General features: G+C 71.2%; 19 protein-coding genes. 11 read left to right on the top strand and 8 right to left on the bottom strand.

Annotated features, from left to right (window positions below; all coding sequences use genetic code 11):
- Positions 1–97: 97 nt before the first annotated feature.
- Complete coding sequence (greA, locus tag ABFJ78_RS44450) at positions 98–601, top strand: transcription elongation factor GreA (protein ID WP_086857442.1); 504 nt, start codon at positions 98–100, stop codon at positions 599–601.
- Between the two features lie 49 nt (positions 602–650).
- Positions 651–1,463, top strand: a complete 813-nt coding sequence (locus tag ABFJ78_RS44455) for an MBL fold metallo-hydrolase (RefSeq protein ID WP_436393468.1) — start codon at positions 651–653, stop codon at positions 1,461–1,463.
- Between the two features lie 81 nt (positions 1,464–1,544).
- Here ABFJ78_RS44455 and ABFJ78_RS44460 read toward each other — a convergent pair whose 3' ends face one another.
- Positions 1,545–2,018, bottom strand: a complete 474-nt coding sequence (locus tag ABFJ78_RS44460) for an Lrp/AsnC family transcriptional regulator (protein WP_436393469.1) — start codon at positions 2,016–2,018, stop codon at positions 1,545–1,547.
- A 109-nt stretch (positions 2,019–2,127) separates the two neighbouring features.
- Here ABFJ78_RS44460 and hppD point away from each other — a divergent pair, with 109 nt between their 5' ends.
- The 6 genes from hppD to ABFJ78_RS44490 all read left to right on the top strand — a co-directional run bounded on the left by hppD (position 2,128) and on the right by ABFJ78_RS44490 (position 10,093).
- Complete coding sequence (gene hppD / locus ABFJ78_RS44465) at positions 2,128–3,327, top strand: 4-hydroxyphenylpyruvate dioxygenase (protein ID WP_436393470.1); 1,200 nt, start codon at positions 2,128–2,130, stop codon at positions 3,325–3,327.
- Between the two features lie 165 nt (positions 3,328–3,492).
- Complete coding sequence (locus ABFJ78_RS44470; protein WP_436393471.1) at positions 3,493–4,050, top strand: YbaB/EbfC family nucleoid-associated protein; 558 nt, start codon at positions 3,493–3,495, stop codon at positions 4,048–4,050.
- A 10-nt stretch (positions 4,051–4,060) separates the two neighbouring features.
- Complete coding sequence (locus tag ABFJ78_RS44475; protein ID WP_436393472.1) at positions 4,061–4,369, top strand: type VII secretion target; 309 nt, start codon at positions 4,061–4,063, stop codon at positions 4,367–4,369.
- The gene (locus tag ABFJ78_RS44480) at positions 4,369–8,379 is read left to right on the top strand and encodes a hypothetical protein (RefSeq protein ID WP_436393473.1); all 4,011 of its coding nucleotides are present in this window, start codon (positions 4,369–4,371) and stop codon (positions 8,377–8,379) included. Before ABFJ78_RS44475 ends, ABFJ78_RS44480 begins: the two co-directional genes overlap by 1 nt.
- Before the next feature lie 7 nt (positions 8,380–8,386).
- The gene (locus ABFJ78_RS44485) at positions 8,387–9,247 is read left to right on the top strand and encodes an immunity 49 family protein (RefSeq protein ID WP_436393474.1); all 861 of its coding nucleotides are present in this window, start codon (positions 8,387–8,389) and stop codon (positions 9,245–9,247) included.
- Between the two features lie 12 nt (positions 9,248–9,259).
- Positions 9,260–10,093, top strand: a complete 834-nt coding sequence (locus ABFJ78_RS44490) for a ferredoxin (RefSeq protein WP_436393475.1) — start codon at positions 9,260–9,262, stop codon at positions 10,091–10,093.
- Positions 10,094–10,151: 58 nt separating this feature from the next.
- Here ABFJ78_RS44490 and ilvA read toward each other — a convergent pair whose 3' ends face one another.
- Positions 10,152–11,354 carry a threonine ammonia-lyase gene (gene ilvA, locus ABFJ78_RS44495; RefSeq protein WP_436393476.1) on the bottom strand — a complete coding sequence of 401 codons (1,203 nt, stop codon included), beginning with the start codon at positions 11,352–11,354 and terminating at the stop codon, positions 10,152–10,154.
- 95 nt (positions 11,355–11,449) lie between these two features.
- Between ilvA and ABFJ78_RS44500 the strand changes: the two genes are divergently transcribed.
- A complete protein-coding gene (locus tag ABFJ78_RS44500) occupies positions 11,450–11,713 on the top strand; it encodes a hypothetical protein (RefSeq protein WP_364453480.1) in 264 nt (87 codons plus the stop codon).
- Between the two features lie 81 nt (positions 11,714–11,794).
- Positions 11,795–12,268, top strand: coding sequence for a TIGR03618 family F420-dependent PPOX class oxidoreductase (locus ABFJ78_RS44505; RefSeq protein WP_436393477.1), 474 nt, complete (start codon positions 11,795–11,797; stop codon positions 12,266–12,268).
- Between the two features lie 102 nt (positions 12,269–12,370).
- On the opposite strand, the gene ABFJ78_RS44510 is transcribed toward ABFJ78_RS44505, so the two are convergent.
- From ABFJ78_RS44510 to ABFJ78_RS44535, 6 genes are all read right to left on the bottom strand, one after another.
- Positions 12,371–13,528, bottom strand: coding sequence for a cystathionine gamma-synthase (locus ABFJ78_RS44510; RefSeq protein WP_400894810.1), 1,158 nt, complete (start codon positions 13,526–13,528; stop codon positions 12,371–12,373).
- Between the two features lie 50 nt (positions 13,529–13,578).
- The gene (locus ABFJ78_RS44515; protein ID WP_436393478.1) at positions 13,579–14,016 is read right to left on the bottom strand and encodes a hypothetical protein; all 438 of its coding nucleotides are present in this window, start codon (positions 14,014–14,016) and stop codon (positions 13,579–13,581) included.
- Entirely contained in the window at positions 14,017–14,469 is a 453-nt protein-coding gene (locus tag ABFJ78_RS44520; protein WP_372663470.1) for a hypothetical protein, read from the bottom strand.
- 349 nt (positions 14,470–14,818) lie between these two features.
- Positions 14,819–16,333: a hypothetical protein gene (locus ABFJ78_RS44525; RefSeq protein WP_436393479.1), complete on the bottom strand. Its 1,515-nt coding sequence runs from the start codon at positions 16,331–16,333 to the stop codon at positions 14,819–14,821.
- A gap of 128 nt (positions 16,334–16,461) precedes the next feature.
- On the bottom strand, positions 16,462–17,832 hold the full coding sequence (locus tag ABFJ78_RS44530; RefSeq protein WP_436393480.1) for a cystathionine beta-synthase: 1,371 nt from the start codon (positions 17,830–17,832) through the stop codon (positions 16,462–16,464).
- Between the two features lie 332 nt (positions 17,833–18,164).
- The gene (locus ABFJ78_RS44535; protein ID WP_436393481.1) at positions 18,165–19,094 is read right to left on the bottom strand and encodes a pentapeptide repeat-containing protein; all 930 of its coding nucleotides are present in this window, start codon (positions 19,092–19,094) and stop codon (positions 18,165–18,167) included.
- Between the two features lie 116 nt (positions 19,095–19,210).
- Here ABFJ78_RS44535 and ABFJ78_RS44540 point away from each other — a divergent pair, with 116 nt between their 5' ends.
- Complete coding sequence (locus ABFJ78_RS44540) at positions 19,211–20,431, top strand: acetyl-CoA C-acetyltransferase (RefSeq protein WP_436393482.1); 1,221 nt, start codon at positions 19,211–19,213, stop codon at positions 20,429–20,431.
- Positions 20,432–20,456: the final 25 nt, after the last annotated feature.

Consider the following 20,456-nt stretch of genomic DNA (forward strand, 5'->3'; position numbering starts at 1 on the left):
CGCGACGGGCCGTGTTTTTCCTTTATCTCAGCCACGCGGGCACCTACGCCCGTGTGGGCCGGCTTGAACACGCAAGCCTGGCAGGCCCGACGAGGAGATGGTGACCGTGAGCGACACCAAGGTGACCTGGCTGACCCAGGATGCCTACGACCGGCTCAAGCACGAGCTCGACGAAATGATCGAGAATCGTCCGGTCATCGCCGCGCGCATCAACGACAGCCGCGAAGAGGGCGACCTCAAGGAGAACGGCGGCTACCACGCCGCCCGTGAGGAACAGGGCCAGGCCGAGGCGCGCATCCGGCACCTGCAGGAGCTGCTGCGCTCGGCCAAGGTCGGCGAGGCGCCCGCGAACGACGGCACCGCCGGCCCGGGCAAGGTGCTCACCGTCCGCTACGAGGGCGACGACGAGGACGAGAAGTTCCTCCTCGCCACCCGCGAAGAGGGCGCCGAAGGCGAACTCGACGTGTACTCCCCGGAGTCGCCGCTGGGCAAGGCCCTGCTCGGCGCCAAGGAGGGCGAGTCCCGCGAGTACGAGCTGCCCAACGGCAAGCTGCAGAAGGTCACCCTCGTCAAGGCGGTTCCGTACACCGACGCCAAATAAGCGCGGCTAGGTTGTCCTCCCAGAAGCAACATTCTGGGAGGACATCGCTGTGAGCACCGAACCGATCTGTAAGGCGTGCGGCATGCAGTACACCGTGGCCCGCGACGACTGCCCGATCTGCGAGGACGAACGCCAGTACGTCCCGCAGTCCGGGCAGCAGTGGACGAACCTTTCCGCGCTCCGCGAAAGCGGCACCTACACCCCGCGGATCGAAGAGCAGGGCCCGGGCATCATCGGCGTCGGCTCGAACCCGGGGTTCGCGATCGGCGAACGCGCGCTGCTGGTCCAGGCGCGCTCCGGGAACTTCCTCTGGGACTGCGCGGCCTACCTCGACGAGGCGCTGGTGAAGCAGGTCCGCGACCTGGGCGGCCTCACCGGCATCGCGATCAGCCACCCGCACTACTACACGACGATGGTCGAGTGGGCGCGCGCGTTCGACGTGCCGGTCTACCTGCACGAGGGCGACCAGCAGTGGATCGGCCGGCCGGACCCGGCGGTCAAGCTGTGGTCGGGCACGACCCTCGACGTCGCCGACGACCTGCGCCTGATCAACCTGGGCGTGCACTTCACCGGCGGCACGGTCCTGCACTGGCCGGACGGCGAGAACGGGCAGGGCGCGCTGCTGTCCGGCGACATCGTGCAGGTCATCCCGGACCGGGCGCACGTCGGCTTCATGTACAGCTACCCGAACCTGATCCCGGAGCGCCCGCACATCGTGCGCCGCGCGGCCGAGCTGCTGGCCGGGTATCGGTTCGAGGCGATCTACGGAGCCTGGTGGGACGCGATCGTCCGCACCGACGGCTTCGAAGTCGTCCAGCGCTCGGCCAAGCGCTACCTGGCCCACGTCACCGACGAACACTGAAAAGCGCACTTTCACGTGAAAGTGCCGCTTATCCACAGGACGGGGCCGCACTTTCACGTGAAAGTGCCGCTTGTCCACAGGTCAGTCCCGTGCGGTGCGTTCGAGCAGGGGGCGGACCCGGGGTGGCACCGGGGTCGACAACGCGATCGACGTCGACGTCCGCAGCACGTCCGGCACCCCGACCACCTCGTCGATCACGCGCTGCAGGTCGTCGTTGCCCCGCGCCACCATCCGGACGAACAGGTCACCCTGGCCGGTCGTCGCGTGGACTTCGCACACCTCGTCGATCGCCGAAAGCGCTTCCGTCACCTCCGCGCGGCGGCCCTGGGCGATCTCCAGCCACGCGAACGCCGTCAGGCCGTAGCCCATCGCCGCGAGGTCCAGCTCCGGCGGGAAGCCGCCGAGGATGCCGCGCTCGGTCAGGCGGTCGAGGCGCGCCTGGACCGTCCCGCGGGCGACGCCCAGCCGGCGCGCGCACTCCAGCACGCCCAGCCGCGGCGAGTCGGTGAGCAACAGCAGCAGTCGCGCATCCAGCGCATCCAGGTTCTCCGGCATGCACAGATTGTCCATGATGACGGCCGATGTCCGACAGGCACTGGTCACATTGTCCAGCCAGAACAGAGACCATTGCGCATCTTGCCTCGAAGGGATGATCCTTCGGGGTATGACCCAGACTGCCGAACCCCAGGGTGCGCTCGACGACGTCAGCTACGACCAGCTGCGTCAGCTCGTCGGGCTCGTGGACCACGACGCCTCGACCGACCCGTTCCCGGTCAAGGCCATGGACGCGGTGGTGTTCATCGCCGGCAACGCCACCCAGACCGCCTGGTACTACCAGATCGCGTTCGGGATGCAGCTCGTCGCGTACTCGGGCCCGGAGACCGGCGTCTTCGAGCGCAAGTCCTACGTGCTGAAGTCCGGCTCGGCCCGGTTCGTCATCACCGGCGGCGTCAAGCCGGACTCGCCGCTGCTGGACCACCACCGCAAGCACGGCGACGGCGTCATCGACCTGGCGCTGGAGACGACCGACGTCGACAAGTGCATCGAGCACGCCCGTGCCCAGGGCGCGACCATCCTCGAGGAGCCGCACGACGTCTCCGACGAGCACGGCACCGTGCGCGTCGCCGCGATCGCGACCTACGGCGAAACCCGCCACTCGCTGGTCGACCGGTCGCGCTACAACGGTGTCTACCTGCCCGGCTACGAGCCGCGCGAGAGCACGATCAAGCGGCCCGAGGGCGCGCCGAAGCGGCTGTTCCAGGCCGTCGACCACTGCGTCGGCAACGTCGAGCTCGGCAAGATGGACTACTGGGTCGACTGGTACCACCGCGTCATGGGCTTCGTGAACATGGCGGAGTTCGTCGGCGACGACATCGCGACCGAATACTCGGCGCTGATGAGCAAGGTCGTCTCGAACGGCAACCACCGGGTCAAGTTCCCGCTGAACGAGCCCGCCGTGGCGAAGAAGAAGTCGCAGATCGACGAGTACCTCGAGTTCTACGACGGCGCGGGCTGCCAGCACATCGCGCTGGCCACCAACGACATCATCGCGACGGTCACCGCGATGCGCGCCGCCGGCGTCGAGTTCCTCGACACCCCGGACTCCTACTACGACGACCCGGAGCTGCGCGCCCGGATCGGCAACGTCCGCGTGCCGATCGAGACGCTCAAGGAGCACAGCATCCTGGTCGACCGCGACGAGGACGGCTACCTGCTGCAGATCTTCACGAAGCCGATCGGCGACCGCCCGACCGTCTTCTACGAGCTGATCGAGCGCCACGGCTCGCTCGGCTTCGGCAAGGGCAACTTCAAGGCCCTGTTCGAGGCGATCGAGCGTGAGCAGGAGCGCCGAGGCAATCTTTAACGCCCGAGGCGCCATCAGACACTGTCGCGGCAACCTCTGACAGGTAACACAGCGAAGGCCACCGTGGGAGACCTCCGGGTCCCCTATGGTGGCCTTTGGCGTGTTCCGGGAACCGATGGTTGCCCGGAACCGTCAGTGTGGAGAAGCTCAAGAGGAGGGGCCGGGATGCCGGACAGCATCGACGCCAGCGACGCGATGATCGACAACTGGACCAAGCGGCTCGAGGAGAACGCCGCCCGGTACCAGGCGCTGGCCGATCGCGTGCAGGGCCAGTCGGTCACCGAGCGGTCGAAGGACGGCACGGTCCAGGTGACCGTGGATTCGCGCGGGTTGCTGAAGAACCTCGTCATCGCCGAGACCGCCACGAGCAAGCGGATGGCCGAGGTGTCGGCGCAGGTGATGCAGCTCGTCCAGCGCGCGCAGGCCCGGATCCCCGAACTGCTGCAGCAGGCGATGAGCGAGACCACCGGCACCGGCGACCAGGCCGCGGCGGAGATCGTCCGCGAGGCGCAGAGCACGTTCCCGCAGCCGCCGCCCGAGCCCGAACCCGCGTTCCCGGAGCCCGACCGCGTCCGCCGGTTCCTGCCGGAGGACAACGACGAACAGCCGCCGCGCACCCCGCCGCAGCCGCCCGCGCCGCCTGCCCCGCCGCAGCCGCCGCGGCGCCGGCGTCCGGCCGACAACGACGATGACGACGACTTCGGCGGACCGATCCTTTCCTGAGGGGGAACCGATGACGGATGTGGAACTCAGCACCGACCTGACGGCGCACGCCCACCAGCTCGACGCCATCGGGGACGGGCTGCAGCAGGCCGTCGACGCGGCGAACCAGGTCAGCATGCCGACCGACGCGTACGGCATCCTCTGCCAGCCGTTCCGGATGATGCTCGACCCGGTGGAGCAGTACGGGATCGACGCGCTCAAGGACGCCGTGCAGGCGATGACCGCGGTGTCGGGCAAGGTCCGCGAAGCCGCGGCGGCGTACCACAAGTACGAGTCCGGCGTGGCCGACGACCTCAACAAGTCCGCGGGCGGTGCGTGATGCCGGAGGGGAACCCGCTCGTCGTCGACGCCAAGCAGGACCCGGACGGGCCGGGCGCGTTCACCGCGGGCAACGGCGACTACGGCTGGGCCGGCGGCATCGGCATCGCCGAGTCGTCGATGGACGCGTTCAACGGGATCAAGGACGGCGACTGGGTTTCCGGCGGCCTCGGGATGCTGTCGCTGGCCGGCGAGATCGCCGGGGCGGCGATCGACCCGTTCGGCTACCTGATGTCGTCGGTGGCGTCGTTCCTGATGGAGCACGTGCAGCCGCTGAAGGACATGCTCGACTCCGTCGCGGGCAACCCGCCGGTGATCCAGTCCTACGCCGACACGTGGGGCAACGTCTCCAAGGCGCTCGGCGAGCGCAAGACCGACTTCGACAACGCGGTCAAGAACGGCACGACGGGCTGGACCGGCGCCGGTGCGGACGCCTACCGCAAGTTCGCCGCCGAGCACAGCGAGGCGTTGTCGGGCGCGGCAACGGTGGCCGGCGCGATCAGCACGGTCACGATGATCATGGGCCAGGTCGTGTCGTTCGTGCGCGAGACCGTGCGGCAGCTGATCGCGGACCTGGTCGGCAAGCTGATCGCGTGGGTGATGGAGGAGGTCTTCTCCCTCGGCTTCGGCACGCCGGTGGTGGTGGCGCAGGCGTCGGCCGCGATCGCCAAGTGGGGCAAGAAGATCGGCGAGCTGCTCAAGAAGCTGACCGACACGATCCGCAAGGTGTCGCCGCTGCTGTCGAAGCTGGTCGACGTCTTCGAGAAGATCGCGAAGGTCTTCGGCAAGGTGCTGGGCAAGGTCAGCGGGCTGGACGGGCTGAAGGTCAAGGAAGGCGGCTTCGTCCACAAGATCCCCAAGGAGGGCGGCGGGGTCCACACCCGCGCCCACGGCGGGGACGGCTCGCACTCCGGCGATGGTGAGGGTTCTTCCGGGGACGGTTCCCACAGCGGCGACGGGGATTCCTCGCCCAGCGGGGAAAACCCGGGCGATCCCGGCCACGCCGACGGGGATTCGCCGAGTTCCGATCCGATGAACACCGATCCGGGTTCCCGCCGGAGTCCGAGCCGGGAGGGATCCGGCTCGCCGGACGGGGACAGTTCGCCGTCGCACACCGGCGACGGAGACGGATCGCCGTCGGCGGCGCGGTCGGACGACGGCTCGCCATCCCACACCGGGGACGGTTCTCCGTCGCACACCGGCGACAGTTCTCCTTCGCGCGCGGGCGATTCGAGCCCTTCGCCGACTCGATCGCCTTCGGGCGACAGCAGTCCTTCGCCTACGCGGGGCAGTGACAGCACGCCGTCGCACGCGGGTGACAGCAGCCCGTCGCCGACCCGGGGCAGCGACAGCACGCCGTCGCACACCGGCGACAGCAGCCCGTCGCCCACGCGGGGCAGCGACAGCACCCCGTCGCACACCGGCGACACCAGCGCCTCGCCGACTCGCGGGGCGGACAGCACGCCTTCGCACGCCGGGGACAACACACCCTCGCGGGCCGGCGACAGCAGTCCGTCGCCCACCCGGGGCAGCGACAGCACGCCATCGCACACCGGCGACAGCAGCCCCTCACCCACCCGCGGCACGGACAGCACGCCCTCGCACACCGGCGACACCAGCCCCTCACCCACCCGCGGCACGGACAGCACGCCGTCGCGGGCGGGCGACAGCAGGCCGTCGCCCACCCGGGGCTGCGACAGCACGCCATCGCTAACCGGCGCCACCAGCCCCTCCCCCGCCCGCGCCACGGACAGCACCCCGTCGCACACCGGCGACAGCAGCCCCTCACCCACCCGCGGCACGGACAGCACGCCCTCGCACACCGGCGACACCAGCCCCTCACCCACCCGCGGCACGGACAGCACGCCGTCGCACACGGGCGACAGCTCGCCGTCCCGTGGCGGGGACAGCGGCTCGCACCCCGGCACCGAAACACCCAGCAGCGCCGCGCCGCCGCGGGCCGATGGCACCACCTCCGCCAGCGGGACCGCGCCCGCCGCTCCGCGCACCGGTGAACCCGGCACCGTCCCGTCGCCGCGCGGGGGCGATGGCGCCGCCGCCGGCGTCCCGCCGCAGGGTGGCGCGCCGATGATGGGCGGCGGCGGTGGCATGCCGCCCGGCGGCGGACCCGGTGGCGGCCTCGGCGGTGGCTCCCCGCGCACCGGCGGTGGCGGCTGGACCGGCACCCCGGGCAGCCCGGGCGCGCACAGCCCGCACGTCGACGCGCCCGGCCGCCCCCGCACCGGCGGCGACCTGCCCGGCGGCCGTCCGCGCACGCCGGACGCGCCCGCACCCGCGGCCCGCGGCTTCGGTCCAGGCACACACGGCCCCGGCACGCACGCCCCCGACACCCACGCGCCGAGCACCCGGCCCCACGAGCACGGGACCGCTCCGCACGAGAACGGCCCCGGCCACCACGACCCGGACGGCGCGACCCCGCACCACGACGAGCCGCTGACCCCCGACGAGGTCAACGCGCGGCACGCCGAAAGCACGCCGTCGGGCAGCTCGTACCACGCCGGCGACCCCGAAATGGGCGACCTGCCGCACCGCGTGCAGCCCGACCCGGACGGCCGCTACACCGTCGACGTGCACGTCACCCCGGACGGCCACGCCCGGATCGGCGACCGGCTCTACACGCCGGAGGAGTTCGCGGACATCCTGCGCCGCAACGGTGACTACGACGGCCGCCCGGTCCGCCTGATCGGCTGCGACGCCGGCTCGAACGACTTCGCGCACCGGCTTTCGCGCGAGCTCGACACCGAGGTCATGGCCCCGACGAAGCCGGCCTGGACCGACTCGCACGGCCGCGTTTTCTCCTCCGACTACGAAATCGGCCCGGACGGCCGCATGCGCCCCCGCATCCCACCGGACGGCGAGTGGAACACCCACCACCCGGACGGTTCGACGCACCGGGCGGGCGACGACGGCTTCGCGCCCGACACCCACCACGGCAGCCAGCACGACGTCGACGCCGACAGCGCGCAGCACCGCGGCGAGCGCTACATCGACGACGACCCGGTCGACATCGAGCGCCCGGACCGCGAGCCGAAGGCGTCGATGAAGGAGAAGATCAACGACGACGCCTACCGCGAGAAGTACTACGACGGCCCGAACAAGAACGGCGAGTACTCGCGGAAGAACGCCGACCAGACCGACGCCGTCGACGAGCGCATCCCGAAGATCAAGGAAGACAAGACCAAGCCCGCCGGGGAGCGGTTCGAACCGAAGTCCGACGACTTCGAGGAAGCGACTTACCACAAGCAGCACGAACGGGAACACGCCGCGACGCAGGCGCAGAAGGACGAAGCCCAGGACCTGATCGACCGGCGGCACAAAGCGAACGAACGCGCACGGGACGCCGAAGCGGACTACAAAAAGGCCGAGGAAAGCGGCACCATCGACAAGGAAATCGAGCGCGAGCGCACCGAGGCGCACCGGGACCGGACCAACCTCGGCGAAGACCTCGGGGAGCACGCCGCGCGGGACGCCGTCGCGGACCAGTTCCCGTCGCCGCCGCACACGATCAAGGAACTGCCCGACCCCGAACTCCACGGCGACAACACGCGGGTCGGCGACAAGCCGGGATCGGGGCGGTTCGACCAGATCTACGAGGTCACCGGCCCGGACGGCAAGCCGAAGATCGTCGTCGTCGAGGCGAAGGGGCCGAACGCCGGGCTCGGCACCCGGCAGGGTCCGGCCGGCGACCAGCTGCGCTACGAACAGGGTCACCCGAAGTACGTGGAAAGCATCATCCAGAACATGGAACGGAACGGCACGGAAGCGGAACAAAACCTCGCCGAAGACATGCGCCGCGCCATGAAGAAGGGGAATCTCGACTATTACGTCGCCAAGGCCCGGGTGCGCGACGAGTTCGAACTCGACCCGGCCGGCGCCAAGGTTCCGGACCCCGAGAACCCGGGCGAGTTCAAGAAACGTCCCGTGTACGGTGGCTACAACCTGAAGCACTTCGACCTGGCGGACCGGCCACCGAAGAATCGTGGGGAGTGACGAAAAGGTGCCCACAGTCGAACGGCACGACTTCGACGCGCCGAATGCCGAACGTGCGGTCAAACGGCTCTTCGCGCGCCGGCACGAGGCGCGCGAGGACATCGAAACCGACACCCTCGGCCCCAGTTTCGCGCTGGAACGGTCGTACAACGAGTTCGCCGACCGCTGCGGCGCCGACCCGCGCGCCGCGGAGAACGAAACGTGGCTGGCGTTCGCCCGGGCCCTGCAGGCGGGCAGCGCGCTGTTCGCGACCGCCAACCGGCCCGAGGGCGAAGAGGTCGAGTTCCGGTTCGGCGAGGACGTGATCCGCCGTCCGGCGACCGGGCCGACGCGCGACAGCGACGCGTTGAACTGGCTCAAGGCGGTCTACCTGGCGATCATCGCGCGCGACCAGGCGCGGCTCGACCTGCTGGCGGCCGTCCCGGTCGACCTGCTGCGCCAGGCGGGCCCGCAGTACGACGAGTTCACCTTCGACTGGGTGCGGGCGCTGCAGATCCACATCCGCGGCGACGGCGACCTGATCGAGGCCGTGCTGGCGGCCATGCGCGGCACCGAGCCGGAGGCGCTGCGGGCGTCGGTTCCCGAAGCGGTGCTGCAGCTGTCCTTCCCGCCGATCGAGCTGTTCTACCTCTACACCCAGCGCGAGGACGGCAAGTTCGCCGAGTCGCTCGTCACCGCGCTGGAGCTGCACAAGCGGTACTGGACGGCCGATCCCGAACGGCCGCGGGACGCCACGAGCATCGTCGCGCTGGCGCCGCTCGCCATGGCCTGCCTCGCGCGCGACGCCGGGATGGCGTTCGACGTCGAGTCGGACTACCTGCCCCACCACCTGCTCGCGGGAACCCGCGTCGGCGAGATCACCATCTGAGCCGGAGACGCCATGAGCCAGCCACCGGGGCCGCTGCGCCCGGACCAGCAGCAGGAGATCGTCCGCCAGATCGGGGCGGTGCTGACGTCGCAGGTGCCGCCGGGGTGGCGGCAGCTGCGCGTGGAGTACCGCGCCGCCGGGCGGCACGTCGAAACCGACCTGCTGGTGACCGGGCCGGACGGCCTGCCCCGGCCCGGCCAGCCGCACCCGGAAGCGGTGCGGCTGCTCGGGGTGCTGCGCTCGGGCATGTACCAGCCCGGCTTCGGCACGTGGCTGGGCGCGATCCTGGTGTTCGAGCCGGCGCAGCCGCCCGACGTCGACTTCGTGCGGCCCGACCTCGAACCGCCGTTCCGGCAGCAGCCGCCGCCGATCGGGTTCCAGGACGAGCTGCGGTTCTTCCCCCGCGCCGACGAGCACATCCCGGCCTGGCTGCGCGAGCGCGCCGGCCTGACCCCGCCGGTCGCCGACGGCGAGGTCCGCACGCCGCGCATCTACGACGGCGTCGACGCGTCGGGCCGCCCGCTCATCCGCCGTCCGCAGCTGGTCCCGGCGGAGGCCGAGCGGGTGCTCGCGTACCTCGACGCGGCGCCGGTCATCCTGGCTTCGCGCAGCAACGGCCCGGACGCGTTCGCGCCGGACCGCGCGGACGCGGTGCCGATGAACTTCCGCACCGACGGGGCCTGGGCGTGGCCCGGCGCGGTCGCGTACTACCTGCGTGAGCACGGCGTGCCACCGGACCCGGACCTGGTCGCCCACATCCGGGCCCGCCGCTTCACCGCGCCGTCGGAGGTCCCCGAGCCCGCCAAGGACCTCGCCCTGGCGGCGATCACCGGCGAACAGCTGTGACATCCGGGGCTTCGCCCCGGGCCGGGGGCTCCGCCACCCGGAACCCCCGAAGGGCCGGTCAGACGACCGTGTAGCCCGCGTCCGTCAGCGCGATCTCGAGGTCCTTGCAGTGCTCGGGACCGCGGGTTTCCAGCGCCAGCACGATGTCGGCCTCGCCGAGGTCGAGGCTGCCGGAGATCCGCGAGTGCTCGACGTCGAGGACGTTCGCACCCAGCTCGCTCACCCGGGACAGCACGCCCACGAGCGACCCCGGCCGGTCCGGGACGCGCAGGTGGAGACGCAGGTAGCGGCCGCCCGCCGTCATGCCGTGCTGGATGATCTGCAGGAGCAGCACCGGGTCGACGTTGCCGCCCGAGAGGACCGCCACCACCGGGGGCTCGAAGATCCCGGGGTGCTGCAGCAGGGCCGCGACCGTCGCCGCGCCGGCCGGCTCGACCACCAGCTTCCGGCGTTCCAGGCAGAGCAGCACCGCCCGGGAGAGGGACTGCTCGGAGACCGTCACGACGTCGTCCACGAGCGACGCGACGTGCGCGAAGCTGACCGGGCCCGGTTCGCCGACCGCGATGCCGTCGGCCATCGTCGACGTCGAGCCCAGCCGGACCGGCGCGCCCTCGGCCAGCGACGGCGGGTACGCGGCGGCCTCCTCGGCCTGGACGCCGACGACGCGGACATCCGGCCGCACCGCCTTCACCGCCGACGCGACCCCGCCGACCAGCCCGCCGCCGCCGGTGGCGACCAGGATCGTCTTCACGCCCGGCACCTGCTCGAGGATCTCGAGCCCGACGGTGCCCTGGCCGGCGATGACGTCCGCGTGGTCGAAGGGGTGGATGAACACCGCGCCGGTCCGCTCGCCGAACTCGATCGCCGCGGCGAGGGTCTCCTCCAGCAGGGCGCCGTGCAGGTGGACGTCGGCGCCGTAGCCGCGGGTCGCGGCGAGCTTCGGCAGCGGAGCCCGCAGCGGCATGAAGACGGTGGACTTGGCCCCGAGCAGCGACGACGCGAGGGCGACGCCCTGCGCGTGGTTGCCGGCGCTGGCCGCGACGACGCCGCGTTCGCGCTCGGCGGCGCTGAGGCCGTGGATGCGGGTGTAGGCGCCGCGGATCTTGAACGACCCCGTGCGCTGCAGGTTTTCGCACTTCAGGTGCACCGGACCGCCGTGGAGCTTGCGCAGGTCGCGCGCGTGCTCCATCGGCGTCACCCTGGTCACTCCTTTTAGGAGTTCCCGGGCGGCCTGGATCCGCTCGATGGTGACGAGTTCCATGGCCCGGACTATGCCACTCAGGAACTCCACAGGTTGACAGGGCGGGGAGCCGGGTACCCTGGGCGGTGTCAACGCACGGTAAACAGGGAGCAACCATGGCACGGGGGAACGACGCTCGACGGGCTCGCGCCACCCGGTCCGCCGGGCTGGTCCCGCTCGTGATCGGCCTGGCGTCGGCCGCCGCGCTCACCGGAGCCGCGTACATCACGGTGGACAGCGCCTCGTGCGCGTCCCCGGCCCAGTACATCCGCCACGACAGCCACGTCGAGCTGGTCGGCGGCTGCGTGGACGGCGCGAACCTCCCGGCCGCGGGCACGCCGAAGTCCGGCGGCGTCGTGCACGGGAACTACAACCCCTGACCTGGTGGGTTACCCCCGTGTGCCCCGGGAACAGGAAAGTGCCTTCTTCCGCGGGATCCGGCCGTCCCCGATGATCATCGGGTGACCACCGTTTACGAGCCCGGCCGCGGTCCGGGACCCGCCAAGCCCACCGAAGACGCGCTGAGCGAGCTGCTCGGTTCGCGGAACCTGGGCGCGCTGGCCACGGTCAACCGCGCCGGCTTCCCGCACCTGTCGACCGTCGCCTACGCCTGGGACCCCGGAGAGCGGGTCGTGCGGATCGGCTCGACACTGGGGCGTGCGAAAGTCCGCCAGCTGGCTCGCGACCCGCATGCCTCGTTGTACGTCAGCAGTGACGATCACCTGGCCTTCGCCGTCGCGGAAGGGGTAGCCGAGGTGTCGCCCGTGAGCGCGGTGCCGGGGGACGAGACCGGGCAGGCGCTGCTCGCGATGCAAGCGCCGTTCACCGATCCCGCGGACGAGGCCGTGTTCCTGCGGAACATGGTCGAAGACCGCCGCGTGGTGATCACGCTCCGGGTGGAGCGCCTCTACGGCGGCGGTCTCGACCTCGGCTGATCAGCCCAGCACGCCCCAATGTGGCCTTCGGTGCGTCAGACGCAACCAAGGCGGCCTTCGGTGCGTCAGACGCAACCAAGGCCGCCTTGGGGCGCTTGAGGGTCAGCCCAGTGCGGCCAGCAGGTCGGCCACCAGGTCGCGGCCGTCCTCGATGCCGACCGACAGGCGCAGCAGGTCCGCCGGGACCTGGAGCGTCGAGCCCGCCGTGCTCGCGTGGGTCATCTTGCCCGGGTGCTCGATCAGCGACTCGATGCCGCCCAGGGACTCGGCCAGGATGAACAGCTTCGTGCGGGACGCCACCTCGAGGGCGGCCGCCTCGCCATCGGCGTGGCTGAACGACACCATCCCGCCGAAGCGGCGCATCTGCTTCGCCGCCGTCTCGTGGCCCGGGTGCTCCGGCAGGCCCGGGTAGTAGACCTTCGCCACCTTCGGGTGCTTCACCAGCGCCTGGACGATCAGCTCGGCGTTGTCGCTGTGCCGCTCCATGCGCAGGGCCAGCGTCTTGATGCCGCGCAGCGTGAGCCACGCGTCGAACGGCCCCGGCACCGCGCCCGCGGCGTTGCGCAGGTAGAAGAACTGCTCGCGCAGCTCGTCCTCGTTCGTGATGATCGCGCCGCCGACCACGTCGGAGTGGCCGCCGAGGTACTTCGTCGTCGAGTGCAGGACGATGTCCGCGCCCAGCGACAGCGGGTTCTGCAGGTACGGCGTCGCGAAGGTGTTGTCGACCACCAGGCGCGCGCCCGCGTCGTGCGCGACCCCGGCCAGCGCCGCGATGTCGGCGATGCCGAGCATCGGGTTGGTCGGCGACTCGCACCAGATCAGCTTGGTCTCGGGCCGGATCGCCGCGCGCACCTCGTCGAGGTTCGCCAGGTCGGCGACGGTGTGCTCGACGCCCCACAGGCTGAGCACCTTGTCGATCAGGCGGAACGTGCCGCCGTACGCGTCGTTGCCGAGCACGAGGTGGTCACCGGGGCGCAGGGTACTGCGCAGCACCACGTCGGAGGCCGCCATGCCGGACGCGAAGGCCAGCGCGTGCCGGCCGCCTTCCAGCGAGGCCAGCGCCTCTTCCAGCGCCGACCGGGTCGGGTTCGCGGTGCGCGAGTACTCGTAGTCGCCCTCGCGGGTCCCGCCCACGCCGTCCTGCGCGTAGGTCGAGGTCTGGTAGATCGGCACGATCACGGCGCCGGTGCGGGGGTCGGGCTTCTGACCGGCGTGGATCGCGCGAGTCTCGAATCCCAGTACGGAGTAGTCGTCCACCATTGGGTAAGCGTACGGCGGGGGCCGGACATTCCCGTCAGGTGGGATGGATCTCAGCGCCGTGTCCAGCGGCGGGTGGCCGGCAGCGCGGCGAGTACCAGCAGCGCGACGAACGGCAGCGCCACGACGATCCCGCGCGGCACAGCGGGGTCGATGCCCGTGGGGCCGCCCACGATGAAGAGGATGCGCTGGTAGCGGAGCGCGAGGCCGACGATCGGCGCGACCAGCGCGAGGACGGCGGCGGCCAGGCACAGTACCCGGCCCGCCTCCAGGCGCGCGAGCAACGAGACTCCGCCGAGCAGGAGCAGGAGGCCGACGACGGCGTCGGTGATCTGGCCCGGGGCCAGTACATCCTGCTGACCGAACCCCACGACGAGGCTCACCCAGAAGATGCCCGCCAGGAACCACAGCCCGCCGATGACGGCGATCACCCCGGCGGCGATCGCGGTCCCCGCGCGCGGAGCCGGGAGCCGCTGGGCCGCTACGTCCATTCACCAGCTCCGGGTCGAGTAGGCCTCCTGGCCGGTCCACATCCCCAGCGTCGGGGTGCGGTAGCGCAGGTAGCGCAACGTCGGCGGCAGGAACGCCAGGACCAGCACCAGCACGGCCAGCGCGGCCAGGCCCACCCGGTCGACCATCGCGAAGCCGCCGTGGGTGAACATCGCGTCGGCGAAGCGGGCCAGCGGGACGCCCACCGAGAACGGCTCGGTCAGCAGCGCCCCGATGGCCAGCAGGGCGCCGGCGCCGAGCAGGACGGCACCCGCCGTCGCGCGGAAGAACGTCACCAGCGCGCCCAGCAGCAGCACCAGCCCGGCGCCGAGGTAGCCCGCCAGGTCGATCAGCACCCAGACCGGCAGGGCGCCGAGGCTGAATTCGGCGGGCATGTCGAGGTAGATCTTGACCGGCACGTACCCGGCGGCGACGGCGGCGGCCAATCCGAGCAAGCCGGCGAGAACCGCCGTTACGCCGGACGGCCTAGTCGAAGAATACGAACGTGAATGTGCCACCGGGTATCCGTGCGGACCGGTCACAACTCCCCCATCGGGCTTCAGCGCGAGACTACGGCGTTCACCCTAGTGGGGAAATGGGGAAATGACTCCGAAAGAGAACGGAATTCGGCCGGACGGCGGAACCCAAGATCATTTTCCTGCGGTAGTAGCAGAATTGCTGTCACGTGATCACCGACAGTTGGCGTACCGCTTATTCGTCCTCTTCGGACAATTGCGAATTCGGCCGTGAACGCAGCGTGCCCCGGAGCCGAATGGGCTCCGGGGCACGGAAAGGGGTACTAGTTCACCACTGCTGCTGCGGCGGCTGACCAGGCTGACCGGGCTGGCCGAACCCGCCGCTCGGCGGGCCCTGCTGACCCGGCGGCTGGCCCCAGCCCTGCGGCGGCTGACCCGGCTGCTGCGGGTAGCCCTGCGGTGGCTGACCCGGCTGGCCGTACCCGCCCTGCTGCGGCGGCTGGCCCGGCTGCGGGAAGCCCCCGCTCGACGGCTGCGGGAACCCGCCGCTGGACGGGTTGGGCCCGCCCGGCTGGCCGTAGCCCGGGGGCTGGCCGTAGCCCTGCGGCGGCTGGCCGTAGCCGCCCTGCTGCTGCCCGAACCCGCCCTGCTGACCCGGCTGGCCGAACCCGCCCTGCTGCTGCGGTCCGCCGAAGCCCTGGGGTCCGCCGAAGCCCTGCTGGCCACCCGGCGCGGCGCCGCCGCCACCGAGGCCGACGAACTGCTGCGTCGCCGGGATGAGCCCGAGGACACCCACGATGAGGATCAGGATGCCGATGATCAGCGGCGGCAGCCCGAGGCCGAACGTGTCCCGCTCGGAAGCCGACGCCCCGGCCATCGCCTCGGCGTTCGGCGTCATGCCGATCTTGAGCAGCAGCGCGAAGATCGTGAGGAGCGCACCGCCCGCGACGATCGCGATCGGGACGAACTTCTTGATCCCGCCGAGCTTGCCGACGAGCGCGAGCCCGACGCCGCCGGCGAGGGAGATCAGCGACGCCAGCAGGATCATGACCACGTAGAACCAGACCAGGCCCGGGCCGATGAGCCCGGCGGCGTCGAGCGCCTTCTGGATGAACTCCTGGCTCGGCCCGGCACCGTCGACGAGCGAGGAGTAGTCGCTCGCGTCACCCATGTAGCTGAACGAGATGATGAGCGCGATCAGGCCCAGCAGGGCGACGACGCCACCGGCGATGTAGCCGAAGAGGCCGTTGCCGCCGGCCGACGGGCCGCCGAACTGCGGTGGCTGACCGCCGAAGCCGGGCTGCTGGGGGCCACCGAACCCGGGACCGCCGAAGCCCTGCGGCGGCTGGCCGGGCTGGCCCGGCTGGCCGAAGCCCGGCTGCTGCCCGAACCCGCCCGGCTGACCGGGCTGACCCGGCTGGCCGGGCTGGCCGAAGCCACCCGGCTGCTGGCCGAACGCCGCGGCCGGGTTGTCGGCCGCGCTCGGCGGCGGGGTGTACGGGATCGCCGGCGGCTGGGAGCCCGGGGGCACCAGCTGCGTGGAGTCCCCGCCCGGGCCGTCGCCGCCGCCGACCGGGTTCACCATCTGGGTCGCGTTCGCGTCGACCGGCGGCATCGCCTGGGTCGCGCCCGCCCCGCCGTCACCCGGCTGGGCAGGCTGGACGACCTGGGTCGGCTCCGGCGTCTCCCCGAACGGGGAACCGCTCTGGGGCTGGGCGGGCTGGACGACCTGGGTGGGTTCCGGGCTGCCGAACGGGTCCTGCTGCGGCTGGGGGCCACTCGGCGGGCCTTGAGGTGGCTGGCCGCCACCCCACGGCTGGTTCGGTGGCTGCGGTGCACTCATGTGGGTCTTGAACCCCCTTGACGAGGACGCGAAAGTTTTGTACTCGCGCTCACGCTATCGGATCACCCGGCGGGGCGCTCGTAACGCCCCTGCCGGGTCCACCGATCAAGCACCTTCTCAGCTGCTGTTCAGCGCCCGGCCAGGAAGCCCAGGAGGTCGTGCCGGGTGACGACGCCGGCGGGCTTGCCGTCGATCAGCACGAGGGCCCCGTCGGCGCCCTCGAGCGCCGTCATCGCGGCCCCGACCTGCTCGCCGCCGCCGATCGTCGGCAGCGGCGGCGACATGTGCCGCTCGAGCCGGTCGGCCAGCTGCGCCTTGCCGGTGAACAGCGCGTCGAGCAGGTCGCGCTCGTTGACCGCGCCGACGACCTCGGCGGCCATCACCGGCGGCTCCGCGCTGACCACGGGCATCTGGCTGACGTCGAACTCCGCCAGGATCGCGATGGCCTCGGCGACGGTCTCGTTCGGGTGCGAGTGCACCAGGGCGGGCAGGTGCCCGCTCTTCCTGGTGAGCACGTCGGCGACCGTCGCGCCGGAGGAGTCGGGCGGCAGGAAGCCGTAGGAGGACATCCAGGTGTCGTTGAAGACCTTCGTCATGTAGCCGCGGCCGCCGTCGGGCAGCAGCACGACCACGACGTCGTCCTCGGTCAGCCGCTCGGCGAGCTTCAGCGCGGCGGCGACGGCCATCCCGCAGGAGCCGCCGACCAGCAGGCCCTCCTCGAGCGCGAGCCGGCGGGTGACCTGGAACGAGTCGGCGTCGGAGATCGGGATGATCTCGTCGGCGATGTTCCGGTCGTAGGTGTCCGGCCAGAAGTCCTCGCCGACGCCTTCGACCAGGTACGGCCGCCCGCTGCCGCCGGAGTAGACCGAGCCCTCCGGGTCGGCGCCGACCACCTGCACCCGGCCGTCGCTGACCTCCTTGAGGTACTTGCCGGTGCCGGAGATCGTGCCGCCGGTGCCGACGCCCGCGACGAAGTGCGTGATCTTGCCGTCCGTCTGCGTCCACAGCTCCGGGCCGGTGGAGAGGTAGTGGCTCTCCGGGTTCTGCGGGTTGGCGTACTGGTTGGGCTTCCAGGCGCCGTCGATCTCGCGGACCAGGCGGTCGGAGACGTTGTAGTAGGAGTCCGGGTGCTCGGGCGCGACCGCCGTCGGGCACACCACGACGCGGGCGCCGTACGCCTTGAGCACGTTGCGCTTGTCCTCGCTGACCTTGTCCGGGCAGACGAACACGCACTGGTAGCCCTTGCGCTGGGCGACCATGGCCAGGCCGACGCCGGTGTTGCCGGACGTCGGTTCCACGATCGTGCCGCCGGGGCGCAGCTCGCCGGAGCGCTCCGCCGCTTCGATCATGCGCAGCGCGATGCGGTCCTTGACCGAGCCACCCGGGTTCAGGTACTCGACCTTGGCCAGCACGAGCGGCTTGAGCCCCTTGGTCAACGAGTTCAGCTTGACCAGCGGGGTGTTGCCCACGAGGTCTGCGATGTGCTCTGCGTACTCCACGACCGCCAGCCTAAACGGCGCACCGGTGGCGTTGTCCACTCGTGCGCCGGCGGTCTCCGGGTGCGCGTCGGGCACGCCGGGTCCGCGTCAGCGAGGTCGGACCACCCGGCGAAGACCGCGGGCGGCCACCAAGCCGCTCGTCTACGCCGGTCCCGGCCCGAGGGCCGCTGCACGCTGAGCCGTCATCCCGTCCCGGAGGTCCCGCCCGGCGCAGGCCGTGGTGCGGCACCCCTTCCGCAGAGCCAGGGACGCCCAGTAGGCGGCCCGTCCGGTCATCATCGCCAGTTCACCTCCCGTGCCGAAATGGCGACCTTGCTGTTGGTTCGACGATTCTAGCGGCGCGCCGGTTGCCCCGGATCGTCCTTTCGCGTCAATTGTGACCGGCCCGGGCCGCCGCGTTCTTCCCAGCCGGCCGGCCAGGTGCGGGGGAACCCCGGTTCGGCTTCGGCCCCGGCGAGCCGGGCGGTGGACTTCGTCCCGAAATCGACCGGACCTGCGAAAACGGTGCCGTTGAACGTTTCGCACCCGCCGACGAATTCCACCCCGCGGAAATCGGCGCGGTGCTGGAAGCGCGCCTTGTTGAAGTCCGCTTTGCTGCGGAATCGGGTGCCGCGGAAGGACGTCAGTTCGGAGAACGTGGTGTCGTAGCAGGTGATCGACCGGATCGAGCAGTGCGTGAGGTTCAGCCCGGCCAGCCGCGCCCCGGAGAAGTCGAGGTCGATGTCCGGCCAGAAGCCTTCGCTCGGCTGTTCGGGCGTGCCGGGGCGCAGGTGCAGCAGGAGGATGCGCTGCGCGGCCTTGCGGACCTGCGCCTCCTCTTTGTCGTCGTCTTCGCACGGCATCCGGAGGTAGGCGCAGAGGACGTTGACGATCGTCTGCCGGTGCTCGGGGTAGCCGCCGGCGAGCCGTTCGAGCGAGTACAGCCCGGCGAGGCGGACCGGCGCCTTGTCGCTGCCGAGCTGGTCTGCGGCCTTGCCGTAGATCTCGGTGATCCGCCGTTCGGTGGCGTCGTGGTCCTTCTGCGCGAGGTCGAGCTCGGCCGACCGCTGCTTCCGCGCGGCGAGCAGCAGCGCGGCGGCACCCCCGGTCCCGACGACGATGTTGGCGGCGGTCCGCAGGGCGTCGAGGCGGGCGGAGTCTTCGGGGCGGCCACCACCGAGGAGAGTGAGCAGCAGGGTGGCGGCGAGCGCGGCGACCACCAGCAGCCCGGCGCCCCACAGCAGGATCGTCCTCGTCCGCAGCACCCGCGTCTCGGTCCCCACCCGGGTGATCCTGCCAGCCCGCTGTTGCGTTGGTCGCGTTCGGCTTTGCCCGGAGCGTGGTTCACGGCACACTGGTGAGCAACCGCTTAGCTCGCGATACGAGGATGTGTCACGTCATGCCTGAAGCCGTCATCGTCTCCACCGCTCGTTCGCCGATCGGCCGTGCCGGGAAGGGCTCGCTGGTCGGCATGCGGCCCGACGACCTGACCGTGCAGATGGTCCAGGCCGCGCTGGCCAAGGTGCCGGAGCTCGACCCCGCCGACATCGACGACCTGATGCTGGGCTGCGGCCTGCCGGGCGGCGAGTCCGGGTTCAACATGGGCCGCGCGGTCGCCGTCGAGCTCGGCTACGACCACCTGCCCGGGTGCACCATCACGCGCTACTGCTCGTCCAGCCTGCAGACCACCCGGATGGCGTTCCACGCGATCAAGGCCGGTGAGGGCGACGTCTTCATCTCGGCCGGCGTCGAGACCGTCTCGCGGTTCGCCAAGGGCAGCTCGGACTCGTGGCCGGACACGCACAACCCGCTGTTCGCCGACGCGGAGAAGCGCACCGCGGCGACGGCCGAGTCGGGCACCGACAGCTGGACGGATCCCCGCTCGTCCGGTGACGTCCCCGACGTCTACATCGCGATGGGCCAGACCGCGGAGAACCTGGCGCGGCTGAAGGGCGTCACGCGCGAGGAAATGGACGAGTTCGGCGTCCGCTCGCAGAACCTGGCCGAGAAGGCCATCGCGGACGGCTTCTGGGCCAAGGACATCACCCCGGTGACGCTCCCGGACGGCACGGTCGTCTCCAAGGACGACGGCCCGCGCGCGGGCGTGACCATCGAGGGCGTCTCGGGCCTGAAGCCGGTGTTCCGCCCGGACGGCCGCGTGACGGCGGGCAACTGCTGCGCGCTCAACGACGGCGCGGCGGCGCTGGTCATCATGTCCGACACGAAGGCGCGCGAGCTGGGCCTGACGCCGCTGGCCCGCATCGTGTCGACGGGCGTGACGGGGCTGTCGCCGGAGATCATGGGCTACGGGCCGGTGGAGGCGTCGAAGCAGGCGCTGTCGCGGGCGGGCCTGTCGATCGGCGACATCGACCTGGTGGAGATCAACGAGGCGTTCGCCGCGCAGGTGATCCCGTCCTACCGCGACCTGGGCATCGACCTGGACCGCCTGAACGTCAACGGCGGCGCGATCGCGGTGGGCCACCCGTTCGGCATGACGGGCGCGCGCATCACGTCGACGCTGATCAACTCGCTGCAGCACCACGACAAGCAGTTCGGCCTGGAGACGATGTGCGTGGGCGGCGGCCAGGGCATGGCGCTGATCATCGAGCGCCTCTCCTGACGGTTTTGACGCGGTGAAGGCCGCC

This window comes from Amycolatopsis sp. MEPSY49, assembly GCF_051337345.1.
In the GTDB taxonomy this organism is placed as follows: domain Bacteria; phylum Actinomycetota; class Actinomycetes; order Mycobacteriales; family Pseudonocardiaceae; genus Amycolatopsis.

Coding starts and splice junctions, on each gene's coding strand:
- greA (WP_086857442.1), top strand. CDS start 98: ATGGTGACCGTGAGCGACACCAAGGTGACCTGGCTGACCCAGGATGCC.
- ABFJ78_RS44460 (WP_436393469.1), bottom strand. CDS start 2,018: ATGCCGGAGAACCTGGATGCGCTGGATGCGCGACTGCTGCTGTTGCTC.
- hppD (WP_436393470.1), top strand. CDS start 2,128: ATGACCCAGACTGCCGAACCCCAGGGTGCGCTCGACGACGTCAGCTAC.
- ABFJ78_RS44470 (WP_436393471.1), top strand. CDS start 3,493: ATGCCGGACAGCATCGACGCCAGCGACGCGATGATCGACAACTGGACC.
- ABFJ78_RS44475 (WP_436393472.1), top strand. CDS start 4,061: ATGACGGATGTGGAACTCAGCACCGACCTGACGGCGCACGCCCACCAG.
- ABFJ78_RS44480 (WP_436393473.1), top strand. CDS start 4,369: ATGCCGGAGGGGAACCCGCTCGTCGTCGACGCCAAGCAGGACCCGGAC.
- ABFJ78_RS44490 (WP_436393475.1), top strand. CDS start 9,260: ATGAGCCAGCCACCGGGGCCGCTGCGCCCGGACCAGCAGCAGGAGATC.
- ilvA (WP_436393476.1), bottom strand. CDS start 11,354: ATGGAACTCGTCACCATCGAGCGGATCCAGGCCGCCCGGGAACTCCTA.
- ABFJ78_RS44500 (WP_364453480.1), top strand. CDS start 11,450: ATGGCACGGGGGAACGACGCTCGACGGGCTCGCGCCACCCGGTCCGCC.
- ABFJ78_RS44510 (WP_400894810.1), bottom strand. CDS start 13,528: ATGGTGGACGACTACTCCGTACTGGGATTCGAGACTCGCGCGATCCAC.
- ABFJ78_RS44515 (WP_436393478.1), bottom strand. CDS start 14,016: ATGGACGTAGCGGCCCAGCGGCTCCCGGCTCCGCGCGCGGGGACCGCG.
- ABFJ78_RS44525 (WP_436393479.1), bottom strand. CDS start 16,333: ATGAGTGCACCGCAGCCACCGAACCAGCCGTGGGGTGGCGGCCAGCCA.
- ABFJ78_RS44540 (WP_436393482.1), top strand. CDS start 19,211: ATGCCTGAAGCCGTCATCGTCTCCACCGCTCGTTCGCCGATCGGCCGT.